At 67.9% G+C, this 14,411-nt stretch carries 11 protein-coding genes and 1 pseudogene; 7 read left to right on the top strand and 5 right to left on the bottom strand.

Annotated elements, in window-relative coordinates; translation table 11 throughout:
* The 6 genes from lptC to ptsN all read left to right on the top strand — a co-directional run.
* A partial coding sequence (lptC, locus tag RT123_RS00625) for an LPS export ABC transporter periplasmic protein LptC (protein WP_313006992.1) occupies nt 1–504 on the top strand: 504 nt, incomplete at its 5' end.
* Nucleotides 501–995 (top strand): LptA/OstA family protein, encoded by a 495-nt coding sequence (locus RT123_RS00620; protein WP_055754030.1) that lies wholly within the window; start codon nt 501–503, stop codon nt 993–995. The genes lptC and RT123_RS00620, both read left to right, overlap by 4 nt.
* A gap of 29 nt (nt 996–1,024) precedes the next feature.
* The gene (gene lptB, locus RT123_RS00615; RefSeq protein WP_174087076.1) at nt 1,025–1,816 is read left to right on the top strand and encodes an LPS export ABC transporter ATP-binding protein; all 792 of its coding nucleotides are present in this window, start codon (nt 1,025–1,027) and stop codon (nt 1,814–1,816) included.
* A gap of 254 nt (nt 1,817–2,070) precedes the next feature.
* Nucleotides 2,071–3,570, top strand: coding sequence for an RNA polymerase factor sigma-54 (rpoN, locus tag RT123_RS00610; RefSeq protein ID WP_313006989.1), 1,500 nt, complete (start codon nt 2,071–2,073; stop codon nt 3,568–3,570).
* Between the two features lie 74 nt (nt 3,571–3,644).
* On the top strand, nt 3,645–4,289 hold the full coding sequence (hpf, locus tag RT123_RS00605) for a ribosome hibernation-promoting factor, HPF/YfiA family (RefSeq protein ID WP_055754032.1): 645 nt from the start codon (nt 3,645–3,647) through the stop codon (nt 4,287–4,289).
* 78 nt (nt 4,290–4,367) lie between these two features.
* Nucleotides 4,368–4,835, top strand: a complete 468-nt coding sequence (gene ptsN / locus RT123_RS00600; RefSeq protein WP_039244754.1) for a PTS IIA-like nitrogen regulatory protein PtsN — start codon at nt 4,368–4,370, stop codon at nt 4,833–4,835.
* A gap of 32 nt (nt 4,836–4,867) precedes the next feature.
* On the opposite strand, the gene RT123_RS00595 is transcribed toward ptsN, so the two are convergent.
* From RT123_RS00595 to RT123_RS00575, 5 genes are all read right to left on the bottom strand, one after another.
* Complete coding sequence (locus RT123_RS00595) at nt 4,868–5,119, bottom strand: DUF1150 family protein (RefSeq protein WP_017506777.1); 252 nt, start codon at nt 5,117–5,119, stop codon at nt 4,868–4,870.
* A gap of 64 nt (nt 5,120–5,183) precedes the next feature.
* The gene (locus tag RT123_RS00590) at nt 5,184–5,606 is read right to left on the bottom strand and encodes an Hsp20 family protein (protein WP_039244752.1); all 423 of its coding nucleotides are present in this window, start codon (nt 5,604–5,606) and stop codon (nt 5,184–5,186) included.
* A gap of 115 nt (nt 5,607–5,721) precedes the next feature.
* Nucleotides 5,722–7,035 (bottom strand): ammonium transporter, encoded by a 1,314-nt coding sequence (locus tag RT123_RS00585; RefSeq protein ID WP_313006982.1) that lies wholly within the window; start codon nt 7,033–7,035, stop codon nt 5,722–5,724.
* Nucleotides 7,036–7,064: 29 nt separating this feature from the next.
* A complete protein-coding gene (gene gltB, locus RT123_RS00580; protein ID WP_313006980.1) occupies nt 7,065–11,618 on the bottom strand; it encodes a glutamate synthase large subunit in 4,554 nt (1,517 codons plus the stop codon).
* Entirely contained in the window at nt 11,615–13,042 is a 1,428-nt protein-coding gene (locus RT123_RS00575) for an NAD(P)-dependent oxidoreductase (RefSeq protein ID WP_313006978.1), read from the bottom strand. The genes gltB and RT123_RS00575 overlap by 4 nt, the downstream gene beginning before the upstream one ends.
* A gap of 232 nt (nt 13,043–13,274) precedes the next feature.
* Here RT123_RS00575 and RT123_RS00570 point away from each other — a divergent pair.
* Nucleotides 13,275–14,411, top strand: a pseudogene (locus tag RT123_RS00570) (membrane-bound PQQ-dependent dehydrogenase, glucose/quinate/shikimate family); the annotation flags it as partial.

The raw sequence follows: 14,411 nt of genomic DNA, 5'->3' as shown, positions 1-14,411 counted from the left end.
ACAGTGTTCCGCACCATCATGTCGGGCGTTGAGCGCAAGGCCAGCCAGAGCCAGGAAGTTCGCCTGGACTCCCCCCTGTTCCACGGTCAGGACGCGCAAGGCCGCGCCTTCACCGTCGGCGCCCAGGGCGCCGTGCGCGATCCCAATACCGGCAAGTTCAAACTGATCGGCCCGGCGCTGAAGCTGAACCTGGGCGGGCGCAAGGTCACGGAACTGACCGCCGACGGCGGCATCTACGACGAGCAGGCCAAGACGGTGACGATCGGTCCGAACGTGCGCATTTCGGACGGGGGCACGGGCTTCGTCCTGACCACGCCCGAGGCGGTGGTCGACACCTCGACCGGAAACGTCACCGGTTCAAAGGGCGTTCAGGGTTCCGGCCCTATTGGAACCATCAACGCATCGTCCTATGCGATCTACGATCAGGGACAGCGCGTCGTGTTCGACGGCGCAGGCGACAACAAGGTGAAGGGCGTTCTGACGCCCAAGGGGTCAGGCGGATGATCGTGACGAAGATTTCGAAGGCGCTGGCTGTCGTCGCGGCGGCGGCCGTCGTGGGCATGCCGGCCCTGGTCGATGCCCAGGCTCAGGCGACCAATCAGCCCGTCGCCTATGGCGCGGACTCGGTCGAATATGCGCCCAACCGCATCATCCTGCGCGGCCGGGCCGAGGCGACGCAGGGCGGCAACCGCTTTCGCGCCGACACCCTGACCCTGGTCAGCGGCGAGGGCGGCGATCTGCAACGCGCCGAGGCCAGCGGCACGGTCTATTTCGTGACGCCCGACCAGTCGATGCGCGGCGACCGCGCCGTCTATAATCTCGGCAACGGCGAGATCGTGGTGACGGGCAACGTCATCCTGACCCAGGGCAAGAACGTCCTGACCGGCTCGCGCCTGGTCTACAACATCAACACCGAGACCGCCCGCATGGACGGCGCGCCGCGCGGCGCCGCCGGAAGCCGCGTGCAGGGCGTCTTCTATCCCAACTCGAACTGAGGCCGTCTGGCCGTCACGGACCTGAGCATTTGGCGCGCAAGGAACTGTCAGCCCTGAACCTGGACGAGCGGCCCCAACCGGCCGCCGTGGCGCCCGCGCCTGCGGAAAAGGGCCTGCGGGTGATGAACCTAGCCCGGTCGTTCGGCCAGCGTCAGGTGGTGCGCGACGTGTCCCTGACGGTCCAGCGCGGCGAGGTCGCGGGCCTGCTTGGCCCGAACGGCGCGGGCAAGACAACCTGCTTCTACATGATCACCGGCCTGATCCCGCCGGATTCGGGCGCGATCTGGCTGGACGGCGAGAACATCACCGGCCAGCCGATGTATCAGCGCAGCCGCATGGGCCTGGGTTATCTGGCGCAGGAAGCCTCGATCTTTCGCGGCATGACGGTCGAGCAGAACGTCAAGGCGGTGGTCGAGCTGAACTATCCGCGCGACCAGATCCGCGCCGAAACCGACCGGCTGCTGAACGAGCTGCATATCGACCATCTGCGCCATGCGCGGGCCACGGCGCTGTCGGGCGGCGAGCGTCGGCGGGTGGAGATCGCGCGGGCGCTGGCCGGACGGCCGTCCTTCATGCTGCTGGACGAACCCTTCGCCGGCATCGACCCCCTGGCCATCGCCGACATCCGCACCGTGATCCGCTATCTGGCCAGCCAGGGCATCGGCGTGCTGATCACCGACCACAATGTGCGCGAGACCCTGGACATCACCGACCGGGTGTCGATCATTTCGAACGGCGCGGTGCTGTTCGAAGGCACGTCCGACGAGGCGATCCACGACGCCGAAGTGCGCCGGGTGTATCTGGGCGAAAACTACATCTGATCCGCCTCGTCTCCTCCCCACTTGTGGGGAGGGGGACCGCGCGCAGCGTGGTGGAGGGGTTCTTTTGAGCCCCACGAGCGCTAGCGATGCGGTGACGACCCCATCCGTCACGGCGCTTGAAGGAAGCGCCGCGCCTCCTCCCCATGAAATGGGGAGGAGACAAAAAGCGCGTTCGTCTCGCGTTAACCGGTTCGACGACATTCTGTCCCAGCAAGTTCCGGGCCACTCGGCGGCCGGGCGGGAAGATTTCGAACGTGATCGGGCAAAGGTTAGAGGTCAGGCAGGGGCAGGGGCTGGTCATCACGCCCCAGCTGCAGCAGGCGATCAAGCTGCTGCAACTGTCGAACCTCGAGCTGGAGGACTTCGTCGAGGCCGAGCTGGAACGCAATCCGCTGCTGCAACGCGAGGAGCCGGAGGGCGACGCGCCCGAGCCGGTCGAGCGCGTCGAGGCGACGGTGGACGGTGAAATGTCGTTCGGCGACGGGGTCGGCCATGAGGCTGTGTCCGGCATGGATGCGGGTTCGGACGATGTCTATGGCGACGCCGCGCCGGGCGAGCGGACCAGCGACCGGATGACTGACGAAGCCCAGCCGGGGCTGTCGGACTGGTCCAGCGCCGGCAAGGGCGGCCAGATGTTCGAGGGCGAGGGCGAGCGGCCCGACGCGCACGAGCTGACCCTCTGGGAACATCTTCAGGCCCAGGCGTCGAGCGCGGGCCTGTCGCCGGCCGACCACGGCATCGCCCTGACCCTGATCGATGCGACCGACGAGGGCGGCTATCTGCGCGGAGAACTGACCGAGTTCGCCGACCGGCTGGGCGTGCCGCTGGCGCGGATCGAGGCGGTGCTGGGCGTCTGTCACGGCTTCGAGCCGACCGGGATCATGGCGCGGTCGGTGCCGGAATGCCTGAAGCTGCAACTGATCGAGCGCAATCGGTTCGATCCGGCGATGTCGGCCCTGCTGGACAATCTGGACCTGCTGGCCAAGCGCGACCTGGCCGGCCTGCGCCGCGTCTGCGAGGTCGATGGCGAGGATCTGACCGACATGATCGCCGAACTGCGGGCGCTGACGCCGCGTCCGGGCGCAGGCTTCGGCGGCGAGCCGGCGCAGACGGTCGTGCCCGATGTGCATGTGCGGCCAGACCCCGCCGGCGGCTGGCGGGTCGAGCTAAACGCCGACACCCTGCCGCGCCTGTTGGTCGACAAACGCTATCACGGCCTGGTCCAGGCCGGCGCGCGCTCGGATACCGAAAAGACCTTCGTCGCCGACTGCGCCGCCCAGGCCAACTGGCTGGTCAAGTCGCTGGATCAGCGGGCCAAAACCATTCTGAAGGTCTCATCCGAGATCGTGCGCCAGCAGGACGCCTTCCTGGCCTTCGGCGTCGAGTTTCTGAGGCCGCTCAATCTGAAGACCGTCGCCGACGCCATCGGCATGCATGAGTCCACGGTCAGCCGCGTCACCTCGAACAAATATATCGCCACGCCGCGGGGCGTGTTCGAGCTGAAGTTCTTCTTCACCGCCGCCATTCAATCGGTGGACGGCGCATCGACCCATTCGGCCGAGGCCGTCCGTCACAAGATCAAATCCATGATCGACGGCGAGGGGCTGGAGGGCGACGTTTTGTCCGACGACCGGATCGTGGAAATCCTGAAGGAAACGGGCATCGACATCGCCCGCCGCACCGTGGCCAAGTACCGGGAAGCCCTGAGGATTCCGTCCTCGGTCGAACGTCGCCGGATGATGAAAACGGGCTGAAATCCACAGCCAAGCGTGACCACAAATCGGTGATCTGGATTGACACCAAATCGGGTCGGGCGCGTTCTATCGGCATGCAAGTCCAAGTCAGCGGCAAGCAAGTGGATGTCGGCGAAGCGTTAGGCTCGCGCATCTCCCAGGAACTCGAAGACGGGGTCGGAAAATACTTCGCCCGAGGCGGTGAAGACGCCGAGGTCGTGGTGTCCAAGGACGGCCACAACTTCAAGGTGGACTGTTGGGTCCGCCTCGCGTCGGGCCAGACCCTGGTGACGACCGGCATGGGCGGCGACGCCCACTCGGCCTTCACCGAGGCGCTGGATCGGCTGGAAAAGCGGGTTCGCCGCTACAAGCGCCGGCTCAAGGACCACCACATCGGACCCAAGGGCCTGTCGCCCGAGAAGACCGAAAACGCCGCCCGCGAAGTCGCACGCAGCATCGTGCTGCGTGATCCCGACAGCGTGGAGGACGATGTCTTCGGCGACACCGGCGAGAACGACGGCCCGCCGCCGGTCGGCATGGTCATCGCCGAAACCGAGCACGAAATCCGCACCATCACGGTCGGACGTGCCGTGCTGGAACTGGACATGACGGGCTATCCGGTCGTGCTGTTCCGCAATGCGGCCCACGGCGGTCTGGCCGTCGTCTATCGTCGCCCGGATGGCAATGTGGGATGGATCGATCCCGAGCGGACGGCCAAGTCCAACGGTTCGGTGAACTAAGCCTCAGTTTGACTTCGGCGCGGTTGTCTCTAAACGGGCGGCCGCGCCGTTGTCTGCTGCGTGTATCGAGGTTGTGTAATGGACATCGGTGATCTGCTCGCGCCCAAGGGCGTGGTGCTGCGCAGCGGCGCGTCGTCCAAGCGACAGGCGCTTCATGCCCTGGCCGAGGCGGCTTCGCATGCGCTGGGCCTCGACGAAGCCCGCATCTTCGACGCCTTGATGGAACGCGAGACGCTGGGATCGACCGGGCTCGGATCCGGGGTCGCGGTGCCGCACGCGCGTCTCACCGAGGTCGAGAAGGTGACGGCGGTGTTCGTGCGGCTGGATACGCCTGTGGCCTATGACGCGGTGGACGACCGGCCGGTGGATTTGATCGTCGGCCTGTTCGCGCCGCCCAAGGCGGGCGCCGAGCATCTGCGCGCATTGGCGGCGGTGTCGCGCGCGCTGCGGTCGCCCGAACTGCGAGAGCAGCTGAGACAGGCGCGCACGACCGATGCGATCCGCGCCCTGTTCGTCAAGGACGCCACGGCCGCGACGGCGGCCTGAACGGCGGCGCCTGCGCGCCGCCATCCATCAGATCAGTGAACGGAAACCGGCTCCAGCTCATGCGCCACGGCGGCGGCGAAGGCGGTGTCGCGGTCGATCATGACCGCCAGACGCTCGCCGTCGGCGCTATGGACGGCATAGAGCATTTGGCCGGGGTTCAGATCCACGTCCTTGATCTCGACCGCCTCTTCAAGCAGGTCCGAGGCCTTGATCTCGCGCACATACACGAGGTCGGGGGCGCCCAGTCCGGCAAAGTCTTCCTTGGTCATCGTCATCGGCGTCATTAGGACCGCCTCCTTCATATTTGACAACGCCCGGATCGCCGGGCGGTTCGAATGGCTGTGGTTTTCAGCCGGCCGTGATTGGAATACGTCGCACCTGACGCTCGGCCTCGGGCCGGATCAGATCGACATGGAGCAGGCCGTGCTCCAGCCGGGCGCCCTCGACCTCCAGCCCGTCGGCCAGGACGAAGTTGCGCACGAAGCCGCGCGCCGCGATGCCGCGATGCAGGAAGGCCTGTTCGCCCCTGCCAGCATCGTCGCGCTTGCCGGCGATGGTCAGCTGGCGGCCGTCCAGGGTGATGGCCAACTCGTCGGGCGCGAACCCGGCGACCGCCAGGCTGATACGGACGCCCGCATCGCCGATCTGCTCGACATTGTAGGGCGGATAGCTTTCGGCCGCGGCCTTGGCGGCGCGGTCGATCAGGGCGCGGGTGTGGTCGAAGCCCAGCAGAAAGGGGCTGTCGAACAGGAGGGTGCGCGTCGTCGTCATCTGGGGTCCTTGCGTCAGCGACCGAGCGGTCGGTCTCCCGCAATCGGCAAGACCGTCCGTCACAGATGAAGATGGGGGCTGGCGAGGGCGGGATCAACCGGCAGCGCCTGTGGGGTCAGTGGATGGCCTCGCCGTGCTGGGTATAGTCCAGCCCCTCGACCTCTTCGTCCTTGGTGACGCGCAGGCCCGTGGTAAACTTGCAGATCATCAGGACGACGAAGGTGCCCACCGCGCTCCATGCGATGACGCCAACCAGTCCGACGGCCTGTTTCCACACGGTCGCCCCCTCCGACAGGGCGTTGACGGTCGTGGTGGCGAAGACGCCGGTCAGCAGGGCGCCGACGATGCCGCCCACACCGTGAACCCCGAAGGCGTCCAGGCTGTCATCGTATTTCAGCGCGTGCTTCAGCCAGACCGCACCCGCATAGCAGGCCGGGCCGCCGATCAGGCCGATGAAGAAGGCCCCCTTGGGATCGACGAAGCCGGCGGCGGGGGTGATGGCGACCAGACCGCCGACGACGCCCGACAGCAGGCCCAGCAGGGTCGGGCGCTTGCGGTCGAACCATTCGATGGTCATCCAGCCCAAAGCGGCGCTGCCGGCGGCCAGGATCGTATTGAACGCGGCGGTGGCGGCCAGCGCGTCCGCCGCGCCCGCTGACCCGGCGTTGAACCCCAGCCAGCCGACCAGCAGCAGGCCGGTGCCGATGGCGCTATAGACCAGGTTGGCGGGGGCCATGTTGTCGCGCCCGAAGCCGTGACGCGGCCCCAGCACCAGGGCGCAGACCAGACCGGCGATCCCGGCGTTGACGTGGACGACCGCCCCGCCCGCAAAGTCGAGCACGCCCAGACCGCCAAGATAGCCGCCGCCCCAGACCTGATGACAGATCGGCGCATAGACGATCAGGTGCCACAGGCCAAAGAACAGCAGGCTGGCCGAGAACTTCATCCGCTCGGCGAAGGCGCCGGCGATCAGGGCCGGGGTGATGATGGCGAAGGTCATCTGGAAGGCGACGAACAGCAGTTCGGGCAGGCCGGGCAGCAGGCTGTGGGCCGTCTGGGCGGTCACACCGTTTAAAAAGGCCGCCTGCAGCCCGCCGATGAAGCCGTTGATCACCGCAGCCCCCTTGCCGAACGACAGGCTGTAGCCGACCAGGAACCACAGGACCGAGACGATGGCGAAGGCGGCCGCCGACTGGGCCACCACGCTGATGATGTTCTTCTTCCTGACCATGCCGCCGTAGAACAGGGCCAGGCCCGGCAGGGTCATCAGCAGCACCAGGGCCGTCGAGGTCAGGATCCAGGCTGTCGCCGCCGTGTCGATGACCAGCGGCGCCTGATGCGCCAGCAGGGCCGGGGCCGCCAGGGCCGGTGAGGCGAAGGCCGCCGCCCCGGCGACGAGCGTGACGGCGAGGGCGGCGGATCGGGTCATGGCGGCTTTCTGGGGCAGGCGGTTCGGTGTCAGGCAGAGGTCTTCAGGCGTTCCGTGCGGGCGACGATGTCGGTCAGGGGCACGATGCGGACGAAGCGGTTCAAGCTGTTGTCCCAATCCGCCAGCAGACGCCGCGCCAGGGGCGAGGCCGTCGCGGCCAGATGGGCCTCGATCAGGCCCTTCAGTCGATCGGCCGCCTGTGCGTCCATGTCGGTCACGCCCGCCAGGTCGCCGTTCAGGGCGCGCTCAGCATGGCCCGGCTGGTCCAGCACGAACAGCTCACCGCCGCTCATGCCCGCCGCCAGGTTCCAGCCGACCGAACCCAGGACGACCACGCGTCCGCCGGTCATATATTCGCAGCCGTGCGCGCCCAGACCCTCGACCACGGCCTCGGCGCCGGAGTTTCTGACCGCAAACCGCTCGCCCGCCGCGCCGGCGACGAACAGACGGCCCGAGGTCGCGCCATACAGTGTGGTGTTGCCGCAGATCAGCTGATCCTCGCGCCATTCCGGCGTGCGGATCGAGATTTCGGCGCCCGACAGCCCCTTGCCGACATAGTCGTTGGCCTCGCCCGTCAGGTGCAGTTCCAGACCCTTGGCCGCAAAGGCGCCGAAGCTCTGGCCCGCGATGCCTTCCAGCCGCAGCTTCAGCCGGCCGGCGGGCCCTTGCGCGCCGAAGCGGCGCACGATGGCCGAGGACAGGGCCGCGCCGACCGTGCGCTGGGTGTTGTTCAGCGGATAGGACAGCTCCAGCGTCTGGCCACGATCCAGGAAGCGGACGGCGTCCTTCAGCACGGCGGCGTCCAGGCTGTCGGCGATGGGCTTGCGGATCGTCTTGTCGGCCCACTTGCCGGCCGCGCCCTCGTCCACCTGAACCAGCAGGGGGTTCAGGTCCAGGTCGTCCAAGTGCGAGCCGCCGCGACGGACCTGACGCAGCAGGTCGGTGCGGCCGATGATCTCGTCCATCGTGCGCGCGCCGATGGAGGCCAGGATTTCTCGCGTCTCCTCGGCGATGAAGGTGAACAGGTTCACCACCTTGTCAGGCGTGCCGGTGAACTTCTCGCGCAGCCGCTCATCCTGGGAGCAGACGCCGACAGGGCAGGTGTTGGAATGGCACTGGCGCACCATCAGACAGCCCATGGCGATCAGGGCGGCGGTGCCGACGCCGTATTCCTCGGCGCCCAGCATGGCGGCGATGACCACGTCGCGGCCGGTGCGGACCCCGCCGTCGGTCCTCAGCGTGACCGAGCCGCGCAGATTGTTCAGCGTCAGCACCTGGTGGGCCTCGGCCAGGCCGATCTCCCACGGCAGGCCGGCGTGCTTGATCGAGGTCTGGGGCGAGGCGCCGGTGCCGCCGTTGTGGCCGGCGATCAGGATGGCGTCGGCATTGGCCTTGGCCACGCCCGAGGCGATGGCGCCGATGCCCGAGGCGGACACCAGTTTCACCGTCACCCGCGCATCGGGGTTGATGGCCTTCAGGTCGTAGATGAGCTGGGCCAGATCCTCGATCGAATAGATGTCGTGGTGCGGGGGCGGCGAAATCAGGGTCGTTCCGGGCACGGCGTGGCGCATCCGGGCGATGAATTCGGTGACCTTGAAGCCGGGCAGTTGCCCGCCCTCGCCGGGCTTGGCGCCCTGCGCGACCTTGATCTCGATCTCGCGGCACTGGTTCAGATATTCGGCTGTGACGCCGAACCGGCCCGAGGCCACCTGTTTCACCGCCGAGTTGGCGTCGTCGCCGTTCGGACGCGGGTGATAGCGTTCCGGATCCTCGCCGCCTTCGCCGGAGACCGAGCGGGCGCCGATGCGGTTCATGGCGATGTTCAGCGTCTCGTGCGCCTCTGGCCCCAAGGCGCCCAGCGACATGGCCTGGGTCAGGAAGCGACGACGGATGTCCGACACACTCTCGACCTGGTCCAGCGGAATGGGCGTGCCTTCGCGGAAGTCCAGCAGGTCGCGCAGGGACAGGTCGGCCTGGGCGCGGACGACCTCGGAGAACTGCTTGAAGCGGCGGTAGTCGCCGCGGTTGCAGGCGTCCTGCAGCAGGTGGATCGTCCTGGCCTCGTGGGCGTGGGCCTCGCCGCCCGAACGGATCTTGAAGAAGCCGCCGATGGCCGGGGAGGGGACAGCCTCGCCCCAGGCGATGCGGTGCCGCTTCATCGCCGCCTGCTCCAGACCGGCCAGGCCGATGCCGGAGATGCGCGACGGGGCGCCGGGGAAGAACTCGGCGGTCAGGGCGCGCGAAAGGCCCAGCACCTCGAACTCGCAGCCGCCGCGATAGGCGGAGATGACGCTGATCCCCTTGCGGGCCAAGGTCTTCAGCAGGCCCGCCTCGATGCCGGCCTTGTAGTTCAGGCAGGCGTCGCGCAGCGTCAGGCCGGGATACAGGCCCCGGTCCAGACGCTCCTGGAACAGGTCCTGGGCCAGCCAGGCGTTGACGGTGGTGGCGCCGACCCCGACCAGGACCGCGAATCCGTGCGGGTCCAGCGTCTCGGCGGTGCGCACCACGATGGAGCAGTAGGAGCGCAGGCCCGCCTTGGTCAGGCGGCCGTGGACCCCGGCGGTGGCCAGGATCATCGGCGCAGCCAGACGATCCGCCGAGCCGGCCTGGTCTGTCAGAACGATCAGGGCCGCGCCGTCGCGGGCGGCGGCCTCGGCCTCGTCCATGATGCGGTCCAGCGCGGCGCGCAGGCCGGGGCCCGGACGGGCCTCGTCCGAGGGAACGTCATAGCTGCAGTCGATGACCACGGTGGAGCCGGCGCCGACCGTCTCGACCATCCGCTCGTACATGCCGTTGGTCAGGACCGGGCTGTCCAGCACGAAGACGTCGGTCTGGGCTTCTTCCTCGGCCAGGATGTTGCCCAGGTTCTTGAACCGGGTCTTCAGGCTCATGGCCCCCGCTTCACGCAGGGGGTCGATCGGCGGATTGGTGACCTGGCTGAAGTTCTGGCGGAAATAATGCGATAGCGGACGCGGCAGGGCCGAGAGCACAGCGGGCGGGGCGTCGTCGCCCATGGAGCCGACCGCCTCCTTGCCGTCGCGCACCAGAGCGTCCAGCAGCAGGTCCAGATCCTCGCGGCTGTATCCGGCGGCGATCTGGCGGCGGGTCAGGGCCTCGCCCGAGGCCGAGCGCGGCTCGGGTCCGGGGCCGATGATCGGCTCCAGATCGACCATATTGTCCAGCCACTCGGTATAGGGGTGGGCGGCGGACAGGGCGTCGATGGCCTCATGCTCGTCATAGACGCGGCCGTGCTTCAGATCGACCGCGATCAGCTTGCCGGGGCCGATGTGCAGGCGGCGCTTCACCCGGCTTTCGGGGATCGGCACCAGGCCGGCTTCGGAGCCCGCCATCAGCAGACCATCGACCGTCTCGACGGCGCGCAGGGGACGCAGGCCGTTGCGGTCCTTGCCCGCCACGATCCATCGGCCGTCGGCGGCGCAGATGGCGGCCGGGCCGTCCCACGGCTCCATCACCGCGTTGCAATAGGCGTAGAAGGCCCGGTGTTCGGCAGGCATGACCACGTCGTCCTTGGCCCAGGCCTCGGGGATCAGCAGGGCCTTGGCCATCGGCGCGGGGCGACCGGCGTGGACCAGCACCTCCATGACATTGTCCAGGGCCGCGCTGTCCGATCCGCCCGGCTGAACCACCGGCTTCACCTCGCCGTCGCGGTCGCCGAAGGCCTGTGCGGCCATGCGGATTTCGTGCGACTTCATCCAGTTCAAGTTGCCCTTCAGCGTGTTGATCTCGCCGTTGTGGGCCATCATGCGGAAGGGCTGGGCCAGCTTCCATTCCGGGAAGGTGTTGGTCGAATAGCGCTGGTGGAAGACCGCGTAGGCAGAGACGAAGCGCGGGTCCTCAAGATCGGGATACAGGTCGCCCAGCAGTTCGGCCCGCACCATGCCCTTGTAGGCGATGGAACGCGCGGACAGGGTGCAGATATAGACGCCGGCCAGGTTCTCGGTCTTGACCGTCTTTTCGATGCGGCGGCGGCACAGATACAGTTCGCGCTCCAGCGCCTCGCCGTCCAGCGGCTGTCCGGCGTCGTCCAGCGGCGGGGCCAGCATGATCTGTTCGATCTCGGGCCGGGTCGCGCCGGCCTTGGTCCCGACGACGGACAGGTCGATGGGCGTCTGGCGCCAGCCGTAGATCCAGAAGCCGGCGCGCAGGGCCTCGGTCTCGACGATGGCGCGGGCGCGGTCCTGGGCGCCCAGGTCGGTGCGCGGCAGGAAGACCTGGCCGACGCAGATGGGCCCAGGACGCAGGGACTGGCCGATCGAGGCCACCTGTTCGGCGAAGAAGCCTTGGGGCAGTTCGGCCATGATGCCCGCGCCGTCGCCCGACAGGCCGTCGGGATCAACCGCGCCCCGGTGGGCCACGGCCTTCAGGCTGCGGATCGCATATTCGACCACGTCACGGCGCGGCGTGCCGTCGATAGAACAGACCAGGCCCACGCCGCAGGCGTCCCGTTCCGAGCTGCGGTCGTAGGCGTTGCCGGCTTCCAGCCGGTCGCGGGTGTCGTTGTACTTGTCTAACCAGTCACCCTTTTGGGGCGCTATCGGCCCTTGGCCTGTATGAGCGCTCATGCCGCGACCTCCTCGGTGCGGGTCTTGAAGTAGCGATCGATCTCGGCGGCGGCGTCCTGGCCTTCGCGGACGGCCCAGACGACCAAAGAGGCGCCGCGAACCGCGTCGCCGGCCGCGAAGACGCCGGGCAGGCTGGTGGCGAAGCTGACGGAGCCAACCTTGATCGTGCCGTCGTCGCGCAGGCGCAAGCTCGGCTCATGCGCCGCGAACGGCTCGGGCGAGAAGCCCAGGGCCTCGATGACGATGTCGGCCGGCACGTCGAAGTCGGCGCCGGGCACCGGCACGATGTCGCGACGCTGGCCGGGCAGGGCTTCCGTCAACTGCATGCGCGCGGCGCGCACGCCCGTGACCTGATCGCCTTGCGACAGCAGGGCCTTGGGCGCAGCCAGCCATTCGAAGACGACGCCTTCTTCCTCGGCGTTGACGACCTCGCGGGCCGAGCCCGGCATGTTCTCGCGGTCGCGACGATAAAGGCAGGTGACGCTGGCCGCGCCCTGACGGACGGCGGTGCGGACGCAGTCCATCGCCGTGTCGCCGCCGCCGATGACGACGACCCGTTTGCCGCGCGCCTCGTGCCAGCCGTCCTGTTCGGCGTCGCCCAGGTCGCGGCGGTTCTGATGCGTCAGATAGGACAGGGCGGCGACGGTCGAATCCGGCCCGCGACCGGGCGCCGACAGGATGCGGGGCTGATAGACGCCCATGGCCAGCAGGACGACGTCGTGGCGGTCGCGCAGCGCCGTCAGGGTCACGTCCTTGCCGACCTCGCAGCCCAGGACGAACCGGACGCCGCCGTCGATCAGCCGGTCCACGCGACGCTGCACGACGTGCTTTTCCAGCTTGAAGCCGGGGATGCCGTAGATCAGCAGGCCGCCGGCGCGGTCGTGGCGGTCATAAATCGTGACCTGATAGCCCGCGCAGCGCAGGCGGTCGGCTGCGGCCAGACCGGCCGGGCCGGCGCCGACGATGCCGACCGTTTCGCCGCGTTCGGCTGACGGGCGGATCGGCTCGACCCAGCCGTTGGCGAAGGCCTGATCGCCCAGCCAGGCCTCGACCGAGCCGATGGTCACGGCGTCCCAGCCGGACTGGTTCAAGGTGCAAGACCCTTCGCACAGTCGGTCCTGCGGGCAGATGCGACCGCAGATTTCGGGCATGGTCGAGGTCAGGGACGCGACGCGCCAGGCCTCGCGCGGCTCGTTCTCGGCCGACAGGCGCAGCCAGTCGGGAATGTTGTTCTGAAGCGGGCAGGCGTTCTGGCAGAAGGGCACGCCGCAGTCGGTGCAGCGCGACGCCTGTTTTTCGGCCGTCTCCGTGGACGGCGGAATCGTGATCTCGCCGAAACCGCGCGCGCGCAGTTCGGCCGAGGCCTTGGACAGGCGGCGAGGTTCGACGACGAATGTCCCGCCTTGCTTCAGGGTCTTATGCATATCTCGCATATGCCGCAAACGAGGCGTTTGAGGCAAATATTATTGCCGCGAGGCGTTCTCAGCGACCAAAAAAGAAAAAATCATCCAATCGGGCGCGTTTTGTCGTCAGAAGTTGCTGATGGTGGCCGTTTGCGCCGCAACAGGATTTTGTTCCAGGGGTGCGACAATAGGAACCGGCGCAGTCTCGAGGCGTTCGAAAGACGGATTTCAGCAGACCACAGAGAGTGCGCCCATGCCCCGATGGACAACCCCGACCGGCCTTGGGGGATGGCTGACGTTGCTGCTCGGGATCCTGCTGGCCGTGATCGGTCTGGTGCTGACGGTCGGCGGCGTTCAGCTCGCGATGCTGGGCGGCTCCTGGTATTATCTGATTGCAGGCCTGGCGCTGATCGCGTCGGGCCTTCTGCTTGTCTGGCGCGACGTGCGCGGGGCCTGGCTCTATGGCGCGGTCTTCGTCGCCACGGTGATCTGGGCGCTGTGGGAGAAGGGCCTGAACGGTTGGGCCATGATCCCCCGCCTGGTCGGGCCGCTGGTCCTGATGTTCCTGGTGTTGGCGACCCTGCCGGTGCTGCGGTCTCGCGGCGGCGGCAAGACGGCGGGCCTTGGTGCGCTCGGGCTGGCGATCCTGACGGTCGTGTTCGGTCTGGTGGTCGGTCAGATCAATGCGCCCGGCGTCGATAGCCCGGTGCCCGGCGCGCGGGGACCATTCGGTGATCCCGCCCTGATCAAGGCCGGCATGGACTGGCCCGCCTATGGCGGATCGGACGCGGCCCAGCGCTATTCGCCGCTGAATCAGATCAACAAGACCAACGTCGGCCAGCTGCAGCGCGCCTGGACCTTCCGCACCGGCGATCTGCCCGGCGAACGCTTCGGCGCCGAGACCACGCCGCTGAAGATCGCCGACACCGTCTATCTCTGCTCGGGTCGCAACAAGATGTTCGCCCTGGACGCCAATACCGGCCGGCAGAAATGGGCCTATGATCCCAAGGTGGCGGACGAGCAGATCCCCTACACCGCCGCCTGCCGGGGCGTGACCTATTACGCCACACCCAACGTCGACCAGGCCCAGCCCTGCGCGACGCGCATCATCGAAGGCACGCTGGACGGCCGGATCATCGCGGTCGATGCGCGCACCGGCGTGCCTTGCCCCGCCTTCGGAACCAACGGCGCCGTCAGCATTAAGGAAGGGATGGGCAATCCCTATCCCGGCATGGTGTCGATCACCTCGCCGCCCGTCGTCGTGCGCGGCGTCGTCGTCACAGGCCATCAGGTTCTGGACGGCCAGAAACGCTGGAACGCCTCGGGCGTGATCCAGGGCTATGACGTCGTCACCGGCCAGCTGCGCTTCGCCTGGGACATGATGCGTCCC

This window comes from Brevundimonas vesicularis (genome assembly GCF_032067225.1).
Classification (GTDB): domain Bacteria; phylum Pseudomonadota; class Alphaproteobacteria; order Caulobacterales; family Caulobacteraceae; genus Brevundimonas; species Brevundimonas vesicularis_F.
The sequence above is the reverse complement of the archived record's forward strand: the minus strand, read 5'-3'. Positions and strand labels throughout refer to the sequence as shown.

Excerpts from the sequence above, each read along its gene's own strand:
- RT123_RS00575 (WP_313006978.1), bottom strand. The coding sequence starts at position 13,042 with ATGCATAAGACCCTGAAGCAAGGCGGGACATTCGTCGTCGAACCTCGC.
- ptsN (WP_039244754.1), top strand. The coding sequence starts at position 4,368 with ATGGACATCGGTGATCTGCTCGCGCCCAAGGGCGTGGTGCTGCGCAGC.
- hpf (WP_055754032.1), top strand. The coding sequence starts at position 3,645 with ATGCAAGTCCAAGTCAGCGGCAAGCAAGTGGATGTCGGCGAAGCGTTA.
- RT123_RS00590 (WP_039244752.1), bottom strand. The coding sequence starts at position 5,606 with ATGACGACGACGCGCACCCTCCTGTTCGACAGCCCCTTTCTGCTGGGC.
- RT123_RS00595 (WP_017506777.1), bottom strand. The coding sequence starts at position 5,119 with ATGACGCCGATGACGATGACCAAGGAAGACTTTGCCGGACTGGGCGCC.
- RT123_RS00585 (WP_313006982.1), bottom strand. The coding sequence starts at position 7,035 with ATGACCCGATCCGCCGCCCTCGCCGTCACGCTCGTCGCCGGGGCGGCG.
- RT123_RS00620 (WP_055754030.1), top strand. The coding sequence starts at position 501 with ATGATCGTGACGAAGATTTCGAAGGCGCTGGCTGTCGTCGCGGCGGCG.
- gltB (WP_313006980.1), bottom strand. The coding sequence starts at position 11,618 with ATGAGCGCTCATACAGGCCAAGGGCCGATAGCGCCCCAAAAGGGTGAC.